Source organism: Pseudogemmobacter sp. TB195 (assembly GCF_058313095.1).
Genome location: NZ_JBZEGG010000028.1, coordinates 16385 through 35940, shown reverse-complemented (window position 1 = coordinate 35940; position 19556 = coordinate 16385). Strand labels below are relative to the sequence as shown.

Here is a 19556-nt window from a genome sequence, read left to right as displayed (position 1 = left end):
GTTAACCCTGACGCCCGTTTAACCCGGCACCCGGTCCACTCTTACTACAAAGAGATCCCAGGGATCACGTCACCCTGACGCTAAACGTCGCGCAGCAAAAACGCCGCGCCTGTTTCCTGCTTCGAAACACTTCCTGCCAGGGCCGGTTCAGATGACCGGCCCCTGCAGGCATACTCGCTGATATCACATCCGTAATGGCGCACTCATGACCAGACCGTATCGCCCCTGGCGATACTGATCCAACCCGAATACCCGTCATCCGGTTCCCTCAGAGACAGCGAAAATTATACCACCCCGCTGCGTCCGTCCGGGGGCGTATCAGGCATTGCGCGCCAGACGCGCCTCAAGAACCCCAAAGGGCACGCCGGGCTCATCCTTGGCATTGCGGATCACCAGGCTGGTTTTGACATTGGCCACATTCGGCGCCGTCAGCAGTTCCGTCGTCAGGAAAGTCTGGAAGGTCGAGAGATCGGGCGAGACGCATTTCAGGATGAAATCAATCTCGCCGTTCAGCATATGGCACTCGCGCACCAGCGGCCAGGCGCGGCAGCGTTCCTCAAAGGCAGAGAGATCGCTTTCGGCCTGCGAGGACAGCCGCACCATGGCAAAGACCGCGACCTCGAATCCAAGCGCCCTTGCGTCGATATCGGCGTGATAGCCGCTGATATAGCCCTGTTCTTCAAGGGTGCGCACACGCCGCAGACAGGGCGGCGCAGAGATGCCCACCCGGCTCGCCAGCTCGACATTGGTCATCCGACCATCTGACTGCAGCTCCGCCAGGATCTGCCGGTCGGTTTCGTCAAGCTTGTGGCTCGCCATGGGTTACTCCTTAGTTCAGTCGCCTCAATAGGCTTTTGCCCGTTTTTGCGCAACAATGTTTCAATGATAACGCCACCAACACGCTCAGGATTGCGAGGCGCGCCCTGCATACCGGCATTTCGCAGCCGCGTTTTCCGGGGGGCTTCCGGCCCGGTCCCGCCTTGTCTATATCCTTCCTGAACAGGCGCGTCCGGAACGGCGCGCGCCGAAAGCGACATCAGGCCGCCCCGACCGGGTGGCGGGGAAGGACCGACATGGCTGAGACGCGGCATACCAAAGTTCTGATCATCGGCTCCGGCCCGGCCGGCTATACGGCAGCGGTCTATGCCGCGCGCGCCATGTTGCAGCCTTTGCTGATCCAGGGCCTGCAACCCGGCGGACAGCTGACCATCACCACCGAAGTCGAGAACTGGCCCGGGCTGAAAACCGTCCAGGGGCCCAATCTGATGATCGAGATGGAAGAACATGCACGCGAGATGGGCGCCGAGATCATCGCCGATTACATCACCTCGCTTGATCTGAAGAACCGCCCCTTCACCGCTGTTGCGGACAGCGGCACCACCTATACCGCCGATGCCGTGATCCTCGCGACGGGTGCGCAGGCGAAATGGCTGGGCCTGCCGTCTGAGGAGAAGTTCAAGGGCTTTGGCGTCTCGGCCTGTGCGACCTGTGATGGCTTTTTCTATCGCGGCAAAGAGGTCGCGGTGATCGGCGGCGGCAATACAGCTGTCGAAGAAGCGCTCTTCCTGACGAATTTCGCCTCGAAAGTCACACTGATCCATCGCCGCGACAGTTTGCGCGCCGAAAAGATCCTGCAAGACCGGCTGTTCAGACATCCGAAGGTCGAGGTGATCTGGGACAGTGAAGTGACCGAGGTGCTGGGGGGCGAAAGCCCGCTGGGCGTCGAGGCCGTGCGGGTCTCGAACCTGAAAACCGGCGCAACCCATGATCTGCCGGTCGCGGGCTTTTTTGTCGCAATCGGCCATGCGCCCTCGTCCGAGCTGGTGGCCGATCAGCTGGAACTGCATCACGGCGGCTATGTGAAGGTTGAGCCGGGCACCACCCGCACCTCGATCCCCGGCGTTTTCGCGGCCGGAGATCTGACCGACCATGTCTACCGTCAGGCTGTGACTTCGGCCGGCATGGGCTGTATGGCGGCGCTTGATGCCGAGCGCTGGCTGGCCGAACAGCCCTGACCACACGCGCCCTGTGCCCCGCCCGTCCTGAGCCCCGCCTGTCGCGTCCCCGATGTGACAGGCGGGGCTCAGGCCAGGCCATTTCAATTTTTTGTGATTTGGTCACCCCAGGGCTTCGGGCCAGACTGCCGGGGTTCACCCGCAGATTGTGCACGCTCCGTTTCCTGACCAAAGGCCGCTTTTGCTTTCCTATATTCAGATCACTGCCGGGGAACCCGCGCCCTGGTTCACCCTGCCCTCCGCCGCGTCACCGCGCTATGCCATTGATACCGTCGCCGGCCGTTATCTGCTTTTATGCTTCTTCGGCAGCACTTCGAGCCCGCATTGCGCCTCCCGCCTCAAAGCCGCGCTGGCGCGCACGGACCTCTTTGATGACAAATTCGCGGCGTTTTTCGGGATCAGCGCCGATCCGCGTGACCAGGACGGGCGTTTGCAAAACCGCCTGCCCGGCTGCCGCTTTCTGTGGGACACCGATCTGACCGCCGCCAGGCTTTACGGTGCTGCCCCGCGTGAGACGGTCCCGCCCGGCACCGGGCTGCGCCCGCTCTGGGCGCTGATGGATCCCACGATGCGGATGATTGCGACCGTGCCTTTTGAACAGGACGGATCTGATATCGCGCGCATCCTTGGCATCCTGGAAAGCCAGCCCGCCCCCGACCGTTTTGCCGGAATGCGGCTCCAGGCCCCCGTCCTGTGCCTGCCGCGGGTGTTTGAGCCCGACCTCTGCGAGAGCCTGATCGCCACCTATGAGGCAAGGGGCGGCGAGCTTTCGGGCACCATGCGCCAGGTCGGCGACAGAACCGTTGGCATCAATGACCTGAAATTCAAAAGCCGCCGCGATTGCGACATTACCGATCAGGCGATGATCGGGCGCATTCAGACGGCGATCCGCCGCCGCGTTCTTCCCGAGATCCGCAAGGCGCATCAGTTCATCGCCACCCGGATGGAGCGCTATATCGTCTCTTGCTATGATGCAGCCGAGGGCGGGCATTTCAGCCCGCATCGCGACAATACCACCTCCGGCACTGCGCATCGGCGGTTTGCGATCTCGATCAATCTCAATTCCGATTTCGACGGCGGCGAGGTCAGCTTTCCCGAATATGGTCCGGACGGGCTGAAAGCGCCGCCCGGGGGCGCGGTGGTGTTTTCCTGTTCGCTTTTGCACCGGGTCTCGCCGGTCACACGCGGGCGGCGCTATGCGTTCCTGCCTTTCGTCTATGATGACGAGGCCGCCAAAATCCGCGAAGCCAATATGGCGAGCATCGTCCCATCCCAGGCGCAGGGGTAAAACGGCGCGACAGGCTGTCCGCGCCCGCAGATCGTCAGGGAAAGACGGGCCCCGATGTCGCCCCCAACCTTGCCCCGATCCCCGAGCTTTGCGTCTCTCACGATTCTGCGCAAAAGCTGAAGCATGCGGCGACGGCGCTGATCTTCTGAGATCTGAGCCCGCGCCAGACCTGTGACCTCGAGCTTCTGATGAATGGCGGATTCTACCCGCTGAAAGGCCATATGTGCCAGGCCGATTACGACGGCGTGGTCAAGACGATGTGCACCGCCGATGGCACGCTTTTCCCGATGCCGATCACGCCGGATGTGTCCGAAAAGTTAGCCGAAGGGGTCGGGCCGGGCCAGGACATCGTGCTGCGCGACCAGGAAGGTGTGAGTGTCCTCGATATCTCCGGCACCGAGCTGCCCGCCGGTTGCGAGAAGGGCTGGAGATCCCTGACTGGTTCTCCTTCCCCGAAGTGGTCAAGGAACTGCGCCGCAGCTGGCCGTCACGCTCGAAACAGGGCTTCACGCTGTTCTTCGCCCACCGTTCCGGCGCGGGCAAATCGGCCATCTCCAATGCGCTGATGGTCAAGCTGATGGAGATGGGTGGTCGCCCGCTGACGCCGCTGGACGGCGATGCGGTGCGCAAGCATCTCTCGTCCGGGCTCCGCTTCTCGAAAGAGCATCGCGACATCAATATCAGGCGCATCGGCTATGTCGCTCAGGAAATCATCAGGAATGGCGGCATCGCGATCTGTGTGCCCATCCGCGCCCTATACCTCGACCCGCCGCGCGCTGCGCGAGATGATCGAGGCCTGAGGTACCGCCCCCAGAAACAGAAACGGCCGGAAAGGGCGCCCCTTTTCCGGCCAGTTCCATTGCGCGACCGATATCCGGTCCTGCTCCCCCAATCGGCATTTCAGCCTGCACGCCCGGTCGGGATGATCTTTCAGGGCTGACACTACGCTCCCTTTGGTGCGACAGCGCCTGCCCGGTCAGTGAGGCAATCAACGCCTCAATGCACCGACATCGGCGCGAAATCATGCGCGCGGGCCAGGTTGAACGCCAAAGCGCGATCCGCCACCAGTGCAAGGCGCTGGCCGTCCACCGCATGGACGGAATAGATCACGCCGGCATCGCCGACCTGTTCGCGCACTTCCTCGGGCAGATCTTCCACCGCCACCGGCCTGACATAGACGATGCGGCTCTTGCCCTCGGGGAATCCTTCAAACGGCGTATTCATCTTCTTACCCCTTTCTCTGCCCGATCCTGATCGTCTGCACGACGGTCTCCGGCACCTGGCGCCTGAGATCGACATGCAAGAGCCCATGCTCCATATGCGCCCCCGCCACTTCCACCCCATCCGCCAGCACGAAACTGCGCTGGAAGGCGCGCGATGCGATGCCGCGATGCAGGAAAACACGTTCCTGCCCGTTCTCGCCATCCGAGACCCGGCCGCGGATCACCAGCTGCCGGTCCTCGACCGTGATCGCGAGGTCTTCCTCCCGAAATCCGGCCACCGCCAGCGTGATACGGTAGGCGTTCTCGGTCACGGCCTCGATATTATAGGGGGGATATCCTTCACCGCTTTTGGCAGTGCGTTCGACCAGCCGTTCAAGCTGTTCAAACCCAAGAAGGAACGGGTGTGCCCCGAAGCTGAGTTTCGTCATTCCCGGACTGTCCTTTTACAAAGCGACAATTCGCGGCGGCGGGTCCCATCATCGGCGACCTGCCCCGGTATTGTGGAATATGGGGCGCAGCCTGTCCGGCTGCAAGGCCGGCAAATCACCGCCAATACGGGAAAATTTCTGCATTCCGCAGGGCGGTGCTTCTCCGAATCATCAATCGGCTCTATGATTTGATCAGAACCTTCAGCAAAGACCCGCGTCCAGCCATGAATGCCCCCTCTGAAATGAGCTTTGATGAGATGCTGCGCGTGAAACTCGGGGTTCTGCGCCGGGAACATCGTGATCTCGACGAGGCGATCTATGCGCTGGAACAGAACGGGCGTCCGGATATCCTGACGATCCGTCGGCTGAAAAAGCAAAAGCTGTCGCTGAAGGACCAGATCGCCACGATCGAAGACCGGCTGATCCCGGATATCATCGCCTGAGCCACCCAGCCGTTTGCTTTCCCCACGCTTGCGGCGGTCCGGGGTTTAGGCTAGGTCGCGCGCCCCAATCCCTTTCATGACGGGCGGCGATGATGCAGGCAGAGGTTCTCGCGGTTGATTTCGGCACCTCAAATACAGCGGTTGCTGTAACCGGACCCGATGGCCAGGTGCAGCGCATTGCCATCGAAGAGGGCAGCGACACCCTTCCCACCGCCGTCTTCTTCCCGCCCGGAGGCGGCGCGATGCGAATCGGTCGTGCGGCAGGCGAGGCGCTGATTGCGGGGGATGAGGGCCGCTATATGCGGGCGCTGAAATCGGTGCTCGGAACCCCCTTGCTGCATGAGACCAGGATGATCGGCGGCAAAAGGCAAAGCCTCGCGGCCATCATCACCGCTTTTCTGGTCGAACTGCGCGCCCGGGTGACGCAAAGCCTCGGCGCCTGCCCCGACCGTGTTCTGTCTGGTCGCCCGGTGCATTTCCACAGCAATGACCCTGGTCGCGACGCCCAGGCCCTTGCCGATCTGCGCGCCTGTTACCTCGCCGCCGGCTTCACCGATGTTGACTTCCTGGCCGAACCCGAAGCCGCCGCCTGGGCCTGCCAGCAAGAGATCGGCGATCAGACCGGTCTGATCATTGATATCGGCGGCGGCACCTCGGATTTCACCGTCTTCCGCGCGGCAGGCGGCAAGGTCGATATCCTCGCCAGCCATGGTATCCGGCTGGGCGGCACCGATTTCGACCACTCCGTCTCGCTCGCCCATGTCATGCCGCGCCTTGGCCAGGGGGGCGAGCTGAAGCGCGAAATGGGGCCGGGGCTTTTGCCGGTGCCGAATGCGATCTATTCCGACCTTGCCACATGGGCGCGGATCCCCTTCCTCTACACGCCGGAAACCAGACGCGAAGTCGCCTCGATGCTGCGCCTTGCGGTGGATCGCAAACGGCTGGAGCGACTTGCCACCGTGCTGGGCGATGAGCTCGGCCACGAGCTGGCCTTCGCGGTCGAGCGCGGCAAGATCGCGGCCAATAATGGCGAGGCAAAGACCCGCATCGCGATGGAGTTTGTCGAGCCGGGCCTTTCGGCACCGATCTCCTTTGGCTCGCTGGATCTGGCGCTGCGCGATTACCGTATGGCGCTGGACCAGGCGATCCGCGAGACGCTGCGCCTGTCCGGGCTCGGGGCGGATCAGATCGGCGCGGTGATCCTTGTCGGCGGCTCAAGCCTGATGCGGCTGGTGAGCGACCTCGCGACAGAGATCCTGCCCGAGGCCCGTATCCACCGATCCGAGGCCTTTACCGCGGTGGTCGATGGCCTCGCCCTGGCCGCCGCCGCGTGAATGCGAAAAGGGCGACCCAAAGGGCCGCCCTTCTTTACCGCGATGCTCCCGCGGTCTCAGACCTTCAGGGACGGAAGGATCTGCTTCTTGCGGCTCATGATCCCGGGCAGTACGACCGTGTCGCCCTCGACTTTCGCACCGAACGAGGCTTCGGCAATCGTCTTCACCAGATCATTCGGCACCAGAAGCGTGGCTTCCTCTTTCAGAATGTCGATGATGAACAACAGAACCTGATCGGCGCCATCGGCCTGTGCCACCGCCGGCATCGAGGCCATCAGGCTGGCTTTACGGTCCAGCAGCACTTTGGGCGCGGTGGTTTCCAGCACCGAGACCCGCAACTCTTTGCCGCCGATATTGTATTCCTTGCTGTCCATCCGCAGCAAAACCTCATCCGAGAATTCGGAGACATCCGATTTCGCCTCGAACAACTGGCTGGCATATTCGGGGATCGAGATGCCAAGATCGGCGGCGAGTTTCTCAGCCACAGCCCTGTCATGCGGCGTGGTGGTCGGTGAGCGGAATTCCAGCGTGTCCGACAGGATGCAGGACAGCATCGCGCCCCTGATCGCTTTCGGCGCGCGGGCCAGATCGTCACCGATCAGGTCATGCATCAGCGTGGCGGTGCAGGCGAGCGGGCGGATGGTGATGTCGATCGGCGCTTTGGTCTTCAGCCCGCCGACCAGCATATGGTGGTCGATGATGCCGATGATCGAGGCCTCATTGACCGAAGGCGGCAGCTCGGCCGGGTTATTGGTGTCGACGATCACAACCTCATCACCCGCCGCCACATCCGCGATGATCTCGGGTTTCGCGAGATCCCAGTGCTTCAGCACGAAAGCGGCTTCGGTATTCGGCTCGCCCAGCAGATACGGTTTCGCCGGGGCACCTTTGATCTCCGAGAGATACCAGGCCCAGATGATCGGCGAACCGGTGGAATCGGTATCGGGAGATTTGTGGCCAAAAACCTTGATCGTCATGTCAGATTCCTTGCGGGAGGAGCTCAGTTTCGCCGCGCCTTATAGGCAAGGTGAAGACTTTTGTCACCTGAGGCCGCTGCTCCTGCGACGACATCGAACCCGCGCGTCTCTGACAGGATGCGGAAGCCTCCGGCGGGGATATTTAAGGACAGATGAAAGCGCTTTCTTCATCTGTCCTTAAATATCCCGGGGGTGCGGGGGCAGAGCCCCCGCTCTTTCTTAAGACGGCCAGCCGCCTTTGCCGCGACAGCCATGTGGCGGCAGGGTTTTATCTCCGAATTCGTCAAAGAGCCGGGCGCAGCCCCAGTCCTGAACGAAACCCGGCATGTATTTGTGCAGATCGATCCCGACCTCGTCGAAAGGCGTGTCCGCGCCGGTCCAGTTTTTCACCCAGGACACATACCTATAGCCAACCATTGCGACGGCCGCGAAAACTGCCACGACCAGGATCGTCAAAAACCGTTTCACTTGTAATTACCTCTCTCACTCCTGCGACATCCGCCGCCGCAGGCAGCTTTGCCATATGACTGAGAGAGGCTCCAGAGATCACGATGATGACGGACAAAATCGGCACCTGCGGCCCCGACCGCGTCAGCCTTTGCGGGTCACGAAACGGGTTTCGAGATAGGCCTCAATCGCCTCTGATCCGCCCTCGGTGCCGTAGCCGCTGTCCTTCATGCCGCCAAAGGGGGTTTCCGGCAGCGCGAGGCCGAGATGGTTGATCGTCAGCATCCCCGCCTCGATCTCATTCCCGAGCCGCGTCGCGGTCGCTGTGTCCGAGGTATAGGCATAGGAGGCCAGCCCGAAGGGCAGCCGGTTCGCCTCGGCAATCGCCTCGTCGATGGTCGAGAAGCGGTTGATCACCGCCACTGGGCCGAAGGGTTCTTCGTTCATGATCCGCGCCGACAGGGGGGCATCGGCCAGCACGGTCGGCTCAAAAAACCAGCCCTCATTGCCGATCCGGCGCCCGCCGGTGGTCAGGCGCGCGCCCTTTTCCACTGCGTCATTGATCAGCGCCTCCAGCGCGGGAATGCGGCGTTCATTCGACAAGGGCCCCATTTCGGAGGCCGGATCCATGCCGTCACCCACCTTCAGCTTTGCCGCATAATCGGTGAATTTTTCGGTAAAGGCCGCGTGGAGGTCATCATGCACGAGGAAGCGGGTCGGCGAGACGCAGACCTGTCCTGCATTCCTGAACTTATGCATCGCGATCTGCGACACGGCGAGGTCGAGATCGGCATCGCCCGCGACGATCACCGGCGCATGGCCGCCAAGCTCCATCGTCGCCCGTTTCATATGCAGCCCGGCCAGGGCCGCCAGCTGCTTGCCGATCGGGGTCGAGCCGGTGAAGCTGATTTTCCGGATCACCGGATGCGGGATCAGATATTCGGAAATCTCGGCCGGAATGCCGAAAACGAGGTTCACCACCCCCGCCGGCACACCGGCATCCTGGAAGACGCGGATCAGTTCAGCCGGCGAGGCCGGAGTTTCCTCAGGCGCCTTCACGATGAACGAACAGCCCGCCGCAAGCGCGGCCGAGAGTTTGCGCACGATCTGGTTGATCGGAAAGTTCCAGGGGGTAAACGCCGCGACAGGGCCAACCGGCTGTTTCACCGTGAATTGCAGCACATCGGGGGCGCGCGACGGAATCACCTGGCCATAGCTGCGCTGGCCCTCGCCCGCGAACCAGTCGATCACATCGGCGGCGCCGGCGATCTCGACCTTTGACTGCGCCAGCGGCTTGCCGTTTTCCAGCGTCATCAGCACGGCGATATCATCGGCGCGGTCGCGCAGAAGGTTTGCCGCCTTGCGCATGAGCTTGCCACGTTCAAAGGCGGCGGTGTCTTTCCAGATCCGGAACCCGCGCTCTGCCGCTGCCAGCGCCGCGTCGAGATCTTCGCGCGCGGCATGGGCCACGGTGCCGATCTGGCGGCCGGTCGCCGGGTTGATCACGGGAATCACCCGCCCCCCGGTTCCCGCGCGCCACTGGCCGTCGATGAAAAGGAGCGTTTCGGTATTGCGCGTCATGGCGACATCCTTCGGATCTGATCATCCCGCCCGGTCCGGGACTGTGGCCTGACCGCGGCGCGGTTTTCTCCCGGCGGCAGCCAGTGGGCCCGGAGCAAGAAATAGCGCCGCGACTGCCCGGCGTCGACCGGGCAATGCCGGTATAAGCAGGATATCTTTACGACCTGCCCTTATCTGCTGCCTGTGCCGGCACAGTAGCGGCCGATCAGGGTGGCGATACGCCCCCCGCCAGGTCGAGTTCGGAAATCATCCAGCCATTTTCTGCAAGCAGGTTCAGGACACCTTCCTCGCCCGAGAGGTGCAGCGCGCCAAAGGCCACGACCAGCGGCCCCTTTGCCGCCGCCGCCTCGATCACCGGGATCCAGGCGTGGTTGCGGCGGATCATCATCACATCCTCCATCACCGCCATCTCGGCATCGACCTGGTCTTTGGTATAGCCGGGCTGCTTATAGGCGAAGAGCCGGTTCAGCTCCCAGATCATCCGCGAATCTGCCTCGAAATAAAGGTCGGCCATCGTCACCGCCATATCCTCAGACTGCCCCTCCATCGCCAGCGAGGCCTCGACCATGGCAATCGACTGTTCCTCGCTCAGGGCGCCGAACATCGTGAACAGGGTGTCATAGGGTTCCAGCGCCCGGACCGGCACATCGGCCGCGCCGGCCGCCTCGATCAGCTGCGCGTCGAGCCCGTTTTTCAGATCGGGTTCGGCGATCATGCAGGACGGAATCGCCAGCACGACTGTGGCATACCAGGGCTGAAACTTGGCTGCGAAAACCCCCGGGATGCCGCGTGCCTCCAGCGCCTCGGAAAGCCGCCGCCAGGTATCGCGCGGCAGGCGTTCCAGCAGGCTCGGCCCTTCGGTGATGAACATGAGCGACGGGTTTTTACCCATCGCCCGCATCAGCGCGTCTTCCTCTTCCGGACCGGCCTCGACCAGGAGCCCGGTTGCCTCGGCGATACGCCCGGTCAGCGCGGCCATGACCGACATATGACGTGGATCATCAATATGATAAGTGCCCACGATGGTCATCGCGCGCCCCTCTTTTTCAGCCGTCCAGAAATTACCGCGTGCAAAGGGGACGGCATCGGCGCGGGCGCGAATCTCTTTCAGATCGCCGGGCAGCATCTGGTCGACCAGATTGGTCCCGGCACAATAGGCCGCAGCCTGCGAGACAAGCCCGAAAAGCACAAAGGCTGCGACGGCGAGATGTTTCATGACGGGCTCCGGCAAAATGGGCGGCAAAACGGGCACAGGCCGCGCGGCGCGGCACTGTTCCCTGGCCAGACTGACATTTCAGCGCGGCAAGACCAAGGCAAGACGCAGGCCGCCCATGCATGTCTCGGCTGACGTCTCCGCGCGTGCTTTCCAGCGCCTCCGGATCAGACGCCGGAACTGACGCCGGAACCGGCGGCGAGAATGCAGATAAAAAGCCGGAAGAAGCGGTTGACAGGCCAGAGGGCTTTACCTACCTGTTGTCCCGTTAGCACTCCCCCCGGGTGAGTGCTGATCGCATTCAACCTGGAACCTAAGGGAGTGTTACCAGATGGCATTCAAACCGCTGCATGACCGCGTGCTGGTCCGCCGCGTCCAGTCCGAGGAAAAAACCAAGGGCGGGCTGATCATCCCGGATACCGCGAAAGAAAAGCCCGCTGAGGGCGAAATCGTTTCGACCGGCGAAGGCGCGCGCAAAGATTCGGGCGAGCTGATCGCTCCGAGCGTCAAGGCTGGCGACCGCGTGCTGTTCGGCAAATGGTCGGGCACCGAAGTCACCGTCGAAGGTGAAGAACTGCTCATCATGAAAGAAAGCGACATCCTCGGCATCATTTCGTGATGACGGGCTGGCTCCGGCTTTTGCCGTGAGCCGCGCTTTCTTTTTCCTGAAACTTACATCCAAGGAGACAGCATAATGGCTGCCAAGGACGTTAAATTCACCACCGACGCTCGTGACCGCATGCTGCGCGGCGTCAATGTTCTCGCTGACGCGGTCAAAGTGACGCTGGGCCCGAAAGGCCGTAACGTCGTGATCGAAAAGTCGTTCGGTGCTCCGCGCATCACCAAGGACGGCGTGTCGGTTGCCAAAGAGATCGAACTTTCGGACAAGTTCGAAAACATGGGCGCTCAGCTCGTCAAGGAAGTCGCTCAGCGCACCAATGACGAAGCAGGCGACGGCACCACCACCGCTACCGTTCTGGCACAAGCCATCATCAAGGAAGGCCTGCGCTCGGTCGCAGCCGGCCTGAACCCGATGGACCTGAAGCGCGGCATCGACCTCGCGACCACCAAGGTCGTCGAAGCAATCCGCGCGGCGTCGCGCCCGGTCAAAGACTCGGACGAAGTTGCACAGGTCGGCACCATCTCGGCCAACGGCGAGGCCACCATCGGCCGCTTCATCGCTGACGCGATGCAGAAAGTCGGCAACGAAGGCGTGATCACCGTTGAAGAGAACAAGGGCCTGGAAACCTCGGTTGAGGTTGTCGAAGGCATGCAGTTCGACCGCGGCTACCTCTCGCCCTACTTCGTCACCAATGCTGACAAGATGATTGCGGATCTCGAAGACGCATACATCCTTCTGCACGAGAAAAAACTCTCGTCGCTGCAGCCGATGGTCCCGCTGCTGGAGGCTGTGATCCAGTCGCAAAAGCCGCTGATCATTATCGCGGAAGACGTCGAAGGCGAAGCGCTGGCGACCCTCGTCGTCAACAAACTGCGCGGCGGCCTGAAAATCGCGGCTGTCAAAGCTCCGGGCTTCGGCGATCGTCGCAAGGCGATGCTGCAGGACATCGCGATCCTGACCGGTGGCCAGGTGATCTCGGACGATCTGGGCATGAAACTCGAGAATGTCGGCATCGACATGCTCGGCCGCGCCAAGAAAGTCTCGATCAACAAAGACAACACCACCATCGTTGACGGTGCTGGCGAGAAAGCCGAGATCGAAGCCCGCGTGGCCCAGATCCGCACCCAGATCGAGGAAACCACCTCGGATTACGACAAAGAAAAGCTGCAAGAGCGCGTGGCCAAACTGGCTGGCGGCGTTGCAGTCATCCGCGTCGGCGGCATGACCGAAGTCGAAGTCAAAGAGCGCAAAGACCGCGTTGATGACGCTCTGAACGCAACCCGCGCTGCGGTGCAGGAAGGCGTGATCGTCGGCGGTGGCGTGGCTCTGGTTCAGGCCGGCAAGGTTCTTGAAGGCCTCAAGGGCGGCAATTCCGACCAGGACGTTGGCATCCAGATCATCCGCCGCGCGCTGGAAGCGCCGCTGCGTCAGATCTCGGAAAACTCGGGCGTTGACGGTGCGGTTGTTGCCGGCAAGATCCGCGAATCCTCCTCGACCTCGTTCGGCTTCAACGCTCAGACCGAAGAATATGGCGACATGTTCTCGTTCGGCGTGATCGACCCGGCGAAAGTGACCCGTACCGCTCTGGAGAATGCTGCTTCGGTCGCATCGCTCCTGATCACCACGGAAGCCATGATCGCTGACAAGCCGGCCGACAAAGGTGCTGCTCCGGCAATGCCGGGCGGCGGCATGGGCGGCATGGATTTCTGATCCATCCCTCATGGGACTTTTGGAAAGGGCGGCTCATCAGAGCCGCCCTTTTTCTTTGCCGCTGTCGCGGCAGGCGCCTCCGGCGGGGGAGTATTTAAGTCAGGAGGAAGTCAGGGCGCGGCCGGGCGGCGGATTGCCAGGATTTCAAGGGTCAGATCGCCTGCGGGGCGTTTCCAGGTCACCTCATCGCCGGGCCGCGCGCCGATCAGCGCGCGGGCAAGCGGGGAATGTGGTGCGATACGGCCCTGGCCCGGGTCCGCCTCATCTTCACCGGTGATCTCATAAAGCGTCTCAGTGCCGGTTTCATCCGCCACCAGCGCCTGGAGACCGAAGGCCATCTCTTCGGTGCTTTGGGCGGCGGGATCGACCGGGATCGCCGAAGCGAGCCGCGCCTCGAGCCAGCGGATATCGCGTTCTGCCGCCGCTTCGGGCAGCTTGTCGAGCCGATCTGCCCGCGCCCGCAAGGCCGCAAGGTCGCGCAGCCGCGCGGTCAGCCGCGCCTCCAGATCCGCCAGCCCGCGCAGGGTGACATAATTCGGATGCTTTGAGAGCGGCAGTTCCGGCAGATCGGGCCGGTCCGCTCCGGCGTCTTCATTTACAAATGCCCGGCTCATCCTGCCCCCCCACCAACCGGGCAAGGCTCGTCTGGAATACGCATCTTGTCCAGAGCCGTCCTCTGCCCCAGATTGACGCGATCACCAGTTGCCCGGGGAATGATCGTCATGAGCTATGCCACAATCGCCCGAAGCTGCGCCCGGACCTGTGGTCGCCCCGCAACGCTGCTGATGGCCGCCGGTTTCGTGCTGACCTGGGGCATCACCGGGCCGTTTTTCGGCTGGTCAGACACCTGGCAACTGGTCGCCAATACCGCCACCAGCATCATCACCTTCCTGATGGTCTTCCTGATCCAGAACAGCCAGGACCATGACACAGCCGCCATCCAGCTGAAGCTGGACGAGCTGATCCGGGCAACCCAGGGCGCCCATAACGCGCTGATGGATCTGGAAGAGCTGGACGAACGCGAGATCGCCGAATTCCGCCGCCGCTTTATTGCGCTTGCCCGAGCGGCGCGCGACGGCCAGGCGCGGGGCGAGGGCGATACGGGGTCGCCTGAATGCTGAGGCAAGGCAGCCTGCCCCGGCCCGCTTTGCGGCCTGACCCCGGCCGCGCGCGCCATGAGACCGTTGCCCTGATCCATGGCCTTGCCAGATCGCAGCGCTCGCTGCTGCCCATCGCGCTGCGGCTGAAGGCCGCCGGATATGAGGTGGTGAACATCGGCTATCCTTCGACCAGAATGGCGGTTGCCGCGCTGCCCGCGCTTCTGGACCGCCAGTTGGGCGCGGCGCTGGAGATGGGGCGGCCGCTTCATGCGGTGACGCATTCGATGGGGGGGATCCTGCTGCGCGACTGGCTCAGCCGCAACACGCTGCCGCCGCCCGGCCGTGTCGTGATGCTGGCGCCGCCCAATCACGGATCGGAAATCGTCGACCGGCTCGGCGCGCTCGCACCGTTTCGCTGGGTGAACGGGCCGGCGGGGCTTTCGCTTGGCACCGCCCCGGACAGCTGGCCGAACCGGCTGCCGCCTGCCGATTACCCGCTCGGCATCATTGCCGGAAGCCGCTCTGTCAGCCCCTGGTTCTCATCGCTGATCCCGGGCGAAGATGATGGAAAGGTCAGCGTCGCCAGCACCAGGCTCGCGGGCATGAGCGATCATATCACCCTTCCCGTCAGCCATACCTGGATGATGTTCGCGCCAGGCGTCATCCGCCAGACCCTGCACTTCCTCGCCCAGGGCCGGTTCGCGCGCGATACGGAGCCGCTTCCGCCTGACGTGAATGCGCCCGCCGTAGGCCCGCCATGAGTCCCGGCCGGATCCGTCAGGCCTTCACGACCCGGTTTACATGGCCCATCTTGCGCCCCGCGCGCCAGGCGCCCTTTCCGTAAAGATGCACCGCCACGCCGCTTTCGCGCAAAAGCTCCGGCACGCGTTCGACATCGGCGCCGATCAGGTTCTCCATCACCACATCGCTGTAGCGGGTGCCATCCCCGAGGGGGAGCCCGGCCACCGCGCGGATATGCTGTTCGAATTGGTCCACGACACAGCCCTGCTGCGTCCAGTGGCCGGAATTATGCACCCTTGGCGCGATCTCGTTCACCAGCAGCCCTTCACGGGTGACAAACAGCTCCACCCCCATTACGCCGACATAATCCAGCGCATTGAGGATCCGCGCCGCGATCAGCACCGCATCGCTGCGCAGGGCCGGAGAGATGCGGGCCGGAACCGTCGTGGTCCGCAGGATGCCTTCGCTGTGCACATTCTCGCCCGGGTCAAAGGCCGCGACCTGTCCATCCGCGCCCCTGGCCGCGATCACCGAAATCTCGCGCTCGAAGGACACGAACCCTTCCAGCACCGACGGCGCCCCCGCCATGCTCGCCCAGGCGGCGGCGAGGTCGGTTTCCGGCGCCAGCCGCAGCTGACCCTTGCCGTCATAGCCGAAGCGTGTGGTCTTGAGGATCGAAGGCACACCAAGGCGCGCGACGGCCGCAACCAGATCGGCATGGCTGTCGACCTGCGCGAAAGGCGCGGTTTTCAGGCCAAGGCCGGTCAGAAACTGCTTTTCGGTGATCCGGTCCTGGCTGATCGCCAGTGTCCGGCGATTGGGGCGGATCGGGCGCACCTCTTCGATCGCATCCAGCGCGGCGGTCGGCACATTCTCGAATTCATAGGTGACGACATCGACGCTTTCGGCGAAAGCCCGCAGCGCATCGAGATCCTCATAGGTCGCCGTGGTGACGCGGGCCGCCACATGCCCCGCAGGTGCCGCGCCCGGCTCAAAGATATGGGTGACATAGCCCAGCCGGCTCGCCGCAACCGAAAGCATCCGCCCCAACTGGCCACCGCCCAGAATGCCGATCACCGCGCCGGGCTCCAGCGGCTTCAACGCGTCAGTCATCTTTCGGCTCCTCGGGGATAGAGGCGGAAAGCTCCGCCCGCCAGGCGTCAAGCCGCGCCGCAATGCCCGCATCTGACACGGCAAGGATCCCCGCCGCCATCAGCCCGGCATTGGCCGCGCCTGCTGCACCTATTGCCATGGTCGCGACCGGAAAGCCCTTCGGCATCTGAAGGATCGAATAAAGACTGTCGACCCCCGAAAGCGCTTTTGTCTGTACCGGCACGCCGATCACCGGCACCCGGGTCTTGGACGCCATCATCCCCGGCAGATGCGCAGCCCCGCCTGCTCCTGCGATGATCACCTTCAGCCCGCGCGACACGGCCGACTTGCCGTAATCCCAGAGCCGGTCCGGCGTGCGATGGGCCGAGACGATCTTCGCCTCATAGGGGATCCCCAGCTCATCAAGGATCAGCGCGGCCTCTTTCATCGTGGCCCAGTCGGACTGAGACCCCATGATGATGCCGACAGTTACGGTATCTTCCGGCATGACGCCCCCGTTTAAGCCCTGTGGGATCCGGCCCTGTGGGTGCCGGCCCAGTGGTAACCAGTGGTAACCGGACCTTTGCCGGTGTCTTTCGGTCCTATAGCGCATGTTCCGACAGGAGCAAGCGCAAGCCGCCCCCCTGGCCCTGCAACTATGCCCCGGACAGCACTATAGGCTTTACTATGGGCTTTACTGTGGCCTTTGCCATTCCGGTCTGGCTCGCCTATGCCTTGACCTGCCTGCTGAAAGGATGCGCCCCATGTCTCTGCCGCCCCGGACCACCCTGATCCCGTCCCTTGCCGAGATAAGCGGCACATACGACGCGCTGTTCTGCGATCTCTGGGGCTGTGTCCATAATGGCGAAGTGGCCTTCCCGGCCGCAGTCGCAGCCCTGCAGGCCGCGCGGGCCAGTGGGGTGACGGTGCTGCTTATGACAAATTCGCCGCGCCCGAAAGAGGCGGTGATCGCGCAGCTCGACCGGATCGGCGTGCCGCGCGATGCCTGGGACGAGATTGCCACCTCGGGCGATGCGGCGCAGTTCGGGCTCCTGACCGGGGCGGTCGGGCGGCGCGTGTTCCATATTGGCGCGGAAAAGGACATGTCCTTCTTCACCACTTTTGCCGCCGATCTCGCCGGTCTCGCAGCGGCCGAGGCACCGGTTACCCTCGTGTCGCTGGCCGAGGCCGAGGGCATCGTCTGCACCGGACTGCGTGATGACCTGACCGAGACCCCGGCCAATTACCGGGCCGAATTGCTGCTTGCGAAAACCAACGGGCTGAAAATGCTCTGCGCCAATCCCGATATCATTGTCGACTGGGGGGACCGGCGGATCTATTGCGCCGGTGCACTGGCCCAGACCTATGAAGAAATGGGCGGCGAGACGCTGTATTTCGGCAAGCCGCATCCGCCGATCTATGATCTGGCGCGCCGTCGGCTGGCCGCGCTGACCGGGCGCGATGACATGCGCATTCTCTGCATCGGCGACGGCCTGCCGACCGATATCCGGGGCGCCGGGGCCGAGGATCTGGATGCGCTGTTCATCACCGGCGGCATTCATGCCGAAGAATTCGGCACAGATGCGCAGCATCCCGACCCGGCGCGGCTGAACACCTGGCTCGCGGCGCAGCAGCAGGCGCCGCTTTTTGCGATTCCCGCTTTGGCCTGAGGCAGTGCGAAGAGCTGGTGTGGTAATTTAATTCCGATTCCGGGCGCACAATCGCAAATTACTTGCGCCACGGATTGCTCTGCACCGCAGCATCTGATAAACCTGTGGCTGACGGAAAGGATTCGTCCCCACAGGATCAGCCATGATGTTCGACCACAGCCATAATCAGCCGCGCGGCACGATCTGTATCGAGGATCTCGAAATCGGGATGCGCCGCAGCCTGACGAAACAGATCACCGACCGCGATATCGAACTGTTTGCCGAGGTCTCGACCGACCGCAACCCGGTGCATCTGGATGATTCTTATGCCCAGGACACGATTTTCCAGGGCCGTATCGCGCATGGCATGCTGACGGCGGGTCTCATCTCGGCGGTGATCGGCGAACAGCTTCCCGGCCATGGCACCGTCTATCTGGGTCAGAGCCTGAAGTTCATGGCCCCCGTCCGCCCGGGCGATATGGTGACCGCAGAAGTGACGGTTCTTGCGATTGATCACGCGAAACGGCGGGTTACCCTTGAAACCACCGCATCTGTCGGTAAAACAACGGTCCTGAAGGGTGAGGCTGTCGTTCTGGCACCAAGCCGCAAATTCGACTGACCGGGCCTGACGCAGGACAATCTGAGGCCAGATGATCTGCGCCGTGGCCGAAACGCCTGCGGGGAAGAATGCAGATTCATCAGGACTGGCACTGGCTTGACGCTGCGGGCCGTGGAACCTCCTGCGCCCTTGGCAATTTCGATGGCGTGCATCTTGGGCATCAGGCGGTGATCGACCTGGCGCGCGGGCCGGCGCCTCTGGGGATCGTGACCTTCGAGCCGCATCCCCGCCAGTTCTTCCAGCGCGATGCGGACCCGTTCCGGCTGATGAATGCCGAGGCGCGGGCGAACCGGCTGGCAAAGCTCGGGGTCGAACATCTGTTCCAGCTGCCCTTCAATGCGGGTCTCGCGGCACTGACGCCCGAGGAATTCGCGCGCAAGGTTCTGGCCGAGGGCCTTGGCATCAGCCATGTGGTGATCGGCGAGGATTTCTGTTTCGGCAAGGGCCGCGCCGGCCGCGCCGAAGACATGAAGCGGCTGGGCGAAAAATATGGCTTTGCCACCACCATCGCGCCATTGCTGAAACAAGGCGGGATCGGCATTTCCTCGACCGCGATCCGCGATGCGCTGAGTGAGGGGCGACCGGGTGATGCGGCCGCGATGCTGGGGCACCTGCACCGGATCGAAGGCGCGGTGATCCATGGCGAGAAACGGGGCCGCGAGCTGGGCTTCCCGACCGCGAATATGGATCTGACCGGGCTGCATCTGCCACGTTTCGGGGTCTATGCGGTCAGGGTCGATGTGCTCTCGGGCCCACAGGAAGGCAGCTATATGGGGGCCGCGAGCCTTGGTGTACGGCCGATGTTCAACGGCGTGGCACCGAATCTTGAAACCTATCTGCTGGATTTCAAGGGGGATCTCTATGGCCGCCACCTTTCGGTGGCGCTCGTGGAATTCCTGCGGCCAGAGCTGAAATTCGACGGCTTGCCGGCCCTGATCACCCAGATGAATGAGGACTGCGATCAGGCGCGGGCGGTGCTCGCTGCAGGCTGACGCCGCGGTTTCTGTACAGAAACCGGCCCAAAAATCTGCAAAGATTTTTGCGCCCCCCTTTCCATTCGCGATGCGCGGGATC

At 63.0% G+C, this 19556-nt stretch carries 21 protein-coding genes and 1 pseudogene; 12 read left to right on the top strand and 10 right to left on the bottom strand.

Annotated elements, in window-relative coordinates; all coding sequences use genetic code 11:
- Positions 1 to 318 precede the first annotated feature (318 nt).
- Positions 319 to 819, bottom strand: coding sequence for an Lrp/AsnC family transcriptional regulator (locus tag AC4FS3_RS23320; protein WP_092895375.1), 501 nt, complete (start codon positions 817 to 819; stop codon positions 319 to 321).
- 254 nt (positions 820 to 1073) lie between these two features.
- Here AC4FS3_RS23320 and trxB point away from each other — a divergent pair, with 254 nt between their 5' ends.
- The 3 genes and pseudogenes from trxB to AC4FS3_RS23305 all read left to right on the top strand — a co-directional run.
- Positions 1074 to 2015 (top strand): thioredoxin-disulfide reductase, encoded by a 942-nt coding sequence (trxB, locus tag AC4FS3_RS23315; RefSeq protein ID WP_249496484.1) that lies wholly within the window; start codon positions 1074 to 1076, stop codon positions 2013 to 2015.
- 181 nt (positions 2016 to 2196) lie between these two features.
- Positions 2197 to 3303: a 2OG-Fe(II) oxygenase gene (locus AC4FS3_RS23310; protein ID WP_491022489.1), complete on the top strand. Its 1107-nt coding sequence runs from the start codon at positions 2197 to 2199 to the stop codon at positions 3301 to 3303.
- Positions 3304 to 3317: 14 nt separating this feature from the next.
- Positions 3318 to 4100: pseudogene (locus AC4FS3_RS23305) on the top strand (adenylyl-sulfate kinase); the annotation flags it as partial.
- 199 nt (positions 4101 to 4299) lie between these two features.
- Here the strand turns inward: AC4FS3_RS23305 and AC4FS3_RS23300 are convergent.
- Complete coding sequence (locus tag AC4FS3_RS23300) at positions 4300 to 4527, bottom strand: DUF1150 family protein (protein WP_092895371.1); 228 nt, start codon at positions 4525 to 4527, stop codon at positions 4300 to 4302.
- Between the two features lie 4 nt (positions 4528 to 4531).
- Positions 4532 to 4954, bottom strand: coding sequence for an Hsp20 family protein (locus AC4FS3_RS23295; RefSeq protein WP_092895369.1), 423 nt, complete (start codon positions 4952 to 4954; stop codon positions 4532 to 4534).
- A gap of 224 nt (positions 4955 to 5178) precedes the next feature.
- On the opposite strand from AC4FS3_RS23295, the gene AC4FS3_RS23290 reads away from it, so the two are divergent.
- The gene (locus AC4FS3_RS23290; protein WP_092901202.1) at positions 5179 to 5397 is read left to right on the top strand and encodes a YdcH family protein; all 219 of its coding nucleotides are present in this window, start codon (positions 5179 to 5181) and stop codon (positions 5395 to 5397) included.
- Between the two features lie 92 nt (positions 5398 to 5489).
- Positions 5490 to 6731 carry an Hsp70 family protein gene (locus tag AC4FS3_RS23285; protein WP_491022540.1) on the top strand — a complete coding sequence of 414 codons (1242 nt, stop codon included), beginning with the start codon at positions 5490 to 5492 and terminating at the stop codon, positions 6729 to 6731.
- 56 nt (positions 6732 to 6787) lie between these two features.
- Here AC4FS3_RS23285 and AC4FS3_RS23280 read toward each other — a convergent pair whose 3' ends face one another.
- The 4 genes from AC4FS3_RS23280 to AC4FS3_RS23265 form a co-directional block, all read right to left on the bottom strand.
- Positions 6788 to 7708, bottom strand: a complete 921-nt coding sequence (locus AC4FS3_RS23280; RefSeq protein ID WP_491022488.1) for a manganese-dependent inorganic pyrophosphatase — start codon at positions 7706 to 7708, stop codon at positions 6788 to 6790.
- A 219-nt stretch (positions 7709 to 7927) separates the two neighbouring features.
- The gene (locus tag AC4FS3_RS23275; RefSeq protein WP_092895364.1) at positions 7928 to 8176 is read right to left on the bottom strand and encodes a hypothetical protein; all 249 of its coding nucleotides are present in this window, start codon (positions 8174 to 8176) and stop codon (positions 7928 to 7930) included.
- Between the two features lie 123 nt (positions 8177 to 8299).
- The gene (locus AC4FS3_RS23270) at positions 8300 to 9736 is read right to left on the bottom strand and encodes an NAD-dependent succinate-semialdehyde dehydrogenase (RefSeq protein WP_491022487.1); all 1437 of its coding nucleotides are present in this window, start codon (positions 9734 to 9736) and stop codon (positions 8300 to 8302) included.
- A gap of 205 nt (positions 9737 to 9941) precedes the next feature.
- Positions 9942 to 10952: a TraB/GumN family protein gene (locus tag AC4FS3_RS23265; protein WP_491022486.1), complete on the bottom strand. Its 1011-nt coding sequence runs from the start codon at positions 10950 to 10952 to the stop codon at positions 9942 to 9944.
- A gap of 328 nt (positions 10953 to 11280) precedes the next feature.
- Here AC4FS3_RS23265 and AC4FS3_RS23260 point away from each other — a divergent pair, with 328 nt between their 5' ends.
- A complete protein-coding gene (locus AC4FS3_RS23260) occupies positions 11281 to 11568 on the top strand; it encodes a co-chaperone GroES (protein ID WP_198835956.1) in 288 nt (95 codons plus the stop codon).
- Positions 11569 to 11643: 75 nt separating this feature from the next.
- Positions 11644 to 13281: a chaperonin GroEL gene (gene groL, locus AC4FS3_RS23255; protein ID WP_198835957.1), complete on the top strand. Its 1638-nt coding sequence runs from the start codon at positions 11644 to 11646 to the stop codon at positions 13279 to 13281.
- Positions 13282 to 13391: 110 nt separating this feature from the next.
- Here groL and AC4FS3_RS23250 read toward each other — a convergent pair whose 3' ends face one another.
- Positions 13392 to 13895: a GreA/GreB family elongation factor gene (locus AC4FS3_RS23250; RefSeq protein ID WP_283176976.1), complete on the bottom strand. Its 504-nt coding sequence runs from the start codon at positions 13893 to 13895 to the stop codon at positions 13392 to 13394.
- Between the two features lie 108 nt (positions 13896 to 14003).
- On the opposite strand from AC4FS3_RS23250, the gene AC4FS3_RS23245 reads away from it, so the two are divergent.
- Positions 14004 to 14402 (top strand): low affinity iron permease family protein, encoded by a 399-nt coding sequence (locus tag AC4FS3_RS23245; protein ID WP_491022485.1) that lies wholly within the window; start codon positions 14004 to 14006, stop codon positions 14400 to 14402.
- Positions 14396 to 15142, top strand: coding sequence for an esterase/lipase family protein (locus AC4FS3_RS23240; protein WP_491022484.1), 747 nt, complete (start codon positions 14396 to 14398; stop codon positions 15140 to 15142). Before AC4FS3_RS23245 ends, AC4FS3_RS23240 begins: the two co-directional genes overlap by 7 nt.
- A 16-nt stretch (positions 15143 to 15158) precedes the next feature.
- On the opposite strand, the gene AC4FS3_RS23235 is transcribed toward AC4FS3_RS23240, so the two are convergent.
- Positions 15159 to 16235 (bottom strand): 5-(carboxyamino)imidazole ribonucleotide synthase, encoded by a 1077-nt coding sequence (locus AC4FS3_RS23235; protein WP_491022483.1) that lies wholly within the window; start codon positions 16233 to 16235, stop codon positions 15159 to 15161.
- On the bottom strand, positions 16228 to 16722 hold the full coding sequence (gene purE, locus AC4FS3_RS23230) for a 5-(carboxyamino)imidazole ribonucleotide mutase (RefSeq protein ID WP_491022482.1): 495 nt from the start codon (positions 16720 to 16722) through the stop codon (positions 16228 to 16230). The genes AC4FS3_RS23235 and purE overlap by 8 nt, the downstream gene beginning before the upstream one ends.
- A 256-nt stretch (positions 16723 to 16978) precedes the next feature.
- On the opposite strand from purE, the gene AC4FS3_RS23225 reads away from it, so the two are divergent.
- The 3 genes from AC4FS3_RS23225 to AC4FS3_RS23215 all read left to right on the top strand — a co-directional run bounded on the left by AC4FS3_RS23225 (position 16979) and on the right by AC4FS3_RS23215 (position 19474).
- Positions 16979 to 17884 (top strand): TIGR01459 family HAD-type hydrolase, encoded by a 906-nt coding sequence (locus AC4FS3_RS23225; RefSeq protein WP_491022481.1) that lies wholly within the window; start codon positions 16979 to 16981, stop codon positions 17882 to 17884.
- A 145-nt stretch (positions 17885 to 18029) separates the two neighbouring features.
- Positions 18030 to 18482 (top strand): MaoC family dehydratase, encoded by a 453-nt coding sequence (locus AC4FS3_RS23220; protein WP_370584760.1) that lies wholly within the window; start codon positions 18030 to 18032, stop codon positions 18480 to 18482.
- A gap of 68 nt (positions 18483 to 18550) precedes the next feature.
- Complete coding sequence (locus tag AC4FS3_RS23215; RefSeq protein WP_491022480.1) at positions 18551 to 19474, top strand: bifunctional riboflavin kinase/FAD synthetase; 924 nt, start codon at positions 18551 to 18553, stop codon at positions 19472 to 19474.
- Positions 19475 to 19556: the final 82 nt, after the last annotated feature.

Bases quoted from the DNA above. Each gene is read 5' to 3' on its own strand.
- AC4FS3_RS23215 (WP_491022480.1), top strand. From the start codon at position 18,551: ATGCAGATTCATCAGGACTGGCACTGGCTTGACGCTGCGGGCCGTGGA.
- AC4FS3_RS23300 (WP_092895371.1), bottom strand. From the start codon at position 4,527: ATGAATACGCCGTTTGAAGGATTCCCCGAGGGCAAGAGCCGCATCGTC.
- AC4FS3_RS23280 (WP_491022488.1), bottom strand. From the start codon at position 7,708: ATGACGATCAAGGTTTTTGGCCACAAATCTCCCGATACCGATTCCACC.
- purE (WP_491022482.1), bottom strand. From the start codon at position 16,722: ATGCCGGAAGATACCGTAACTGTCGGCATCATCATGGGGTCTCAGTCC.
- AC4FS3_RS23235 (WP_491022483.1), bottom strand. From the start codon at position 16,235: ATGACTGACGCGTTGAAGCCGCTGGAGCCCGGCGCGGTGATCGGCATT.
- AC4FS3_RS23245 (WP_491022485.1), top strand. From the start codon at position 14,004: ATGAGCTATGCCACAATCGCCCGAAGCTGCGCCCGGACCTGTGGTCGC.
- AC4FS3_RS23265 (WP_491022486.1), bottom strand. From the start codon at position 10,952: ATGAAACATCTCGCCGTCGCAGCCTTTGTGCTTTTCGGGCTTGTCTCG.
- AC4FS3_RS23250 (WP_283176976.1), bottom strand. From the start codon at position 13,895: ATGAGCCGGGCATTTGTAAATGAAGACGCCGGAGCGGACCGGCCCGAT.
- trxB (WP_249496484.1), top strand. From the start codon at position 1,074: ATGGCTGAGACGCGGCATACCAAAGTTCTGATCATCGGCTCCGGCCCG.
- AC4FS3_RS23260 (WP_198835956.1), top strand. From the start codon at position 11,281: ATGGCATTCAAACCGCTGCATGACCGCGTGCTGGTCCGCCGCGTCCAG.
- AC4FS3_RS23290 (WP_092901202.1), top strand. From the start codon at position 5,179: ATGAATGCCCCCTCTGAAATGAGCTTTGATGAGATGCTGCGCGTGAAA.
- AC4FS3_RS23295 (WP_092895369.1), bottom strand. From the start codon at position 4,954: ATGACGAAACTCAGCTTCGGGGCACACCCGTTCCTTCTTGGGTTTGAA.
- AC4FS3_RS23285 (WP_491022540.1), top strand. From the start codon at position 5,490: ATGCAGGCAGAGGTTCTCGCGGTTGATTTCGGCACCTCAAATACAGCG.
- AC4FS3_RS23225 (WP_491022481.1), top strand. From the start codon at position 16,979: ATGTCTCTGCCGCCCCGGACCACCCTGATCCCGTCCCTTGCCGAGATA.
- AC4FS3_RS23320 (WP_092895375.1), bottom strand. From the start codon at position 819: ATGGCGAGCCACAAGCTTGACGAAACCGACCGGCAGATCCTGGCGGAG.
- AC4FS3_RS23220 (WP_370584760.1), top strand. From the start codon at position 18,030: ATGTTCGACCACAGCCATAATCAGCCGCGCGGCACGATCTGTATCGAG.
- AC4FS3_RS23240 (WP_491022484.1), top strand. From the start codon at position 14,396: ATGCTGAGGCAAGGCAGCCTGCCCCGGCCCGCTTTGCGGCCTGACCCC.
- AC4FS3_RS23270 (WP_491022487.1), bottom strand. From the start codon at position 9,736: ATGACGCGCAATACCGAAACGCTCCTTTTCATCGACGGCCAGTGGCGC.
- groL (WP_198835957.1), top strand. From the start codon at position 11,644: ATGGCTGCCAAGGACGTTAAATTCACCACCGACGCTCGTGACCGCATG.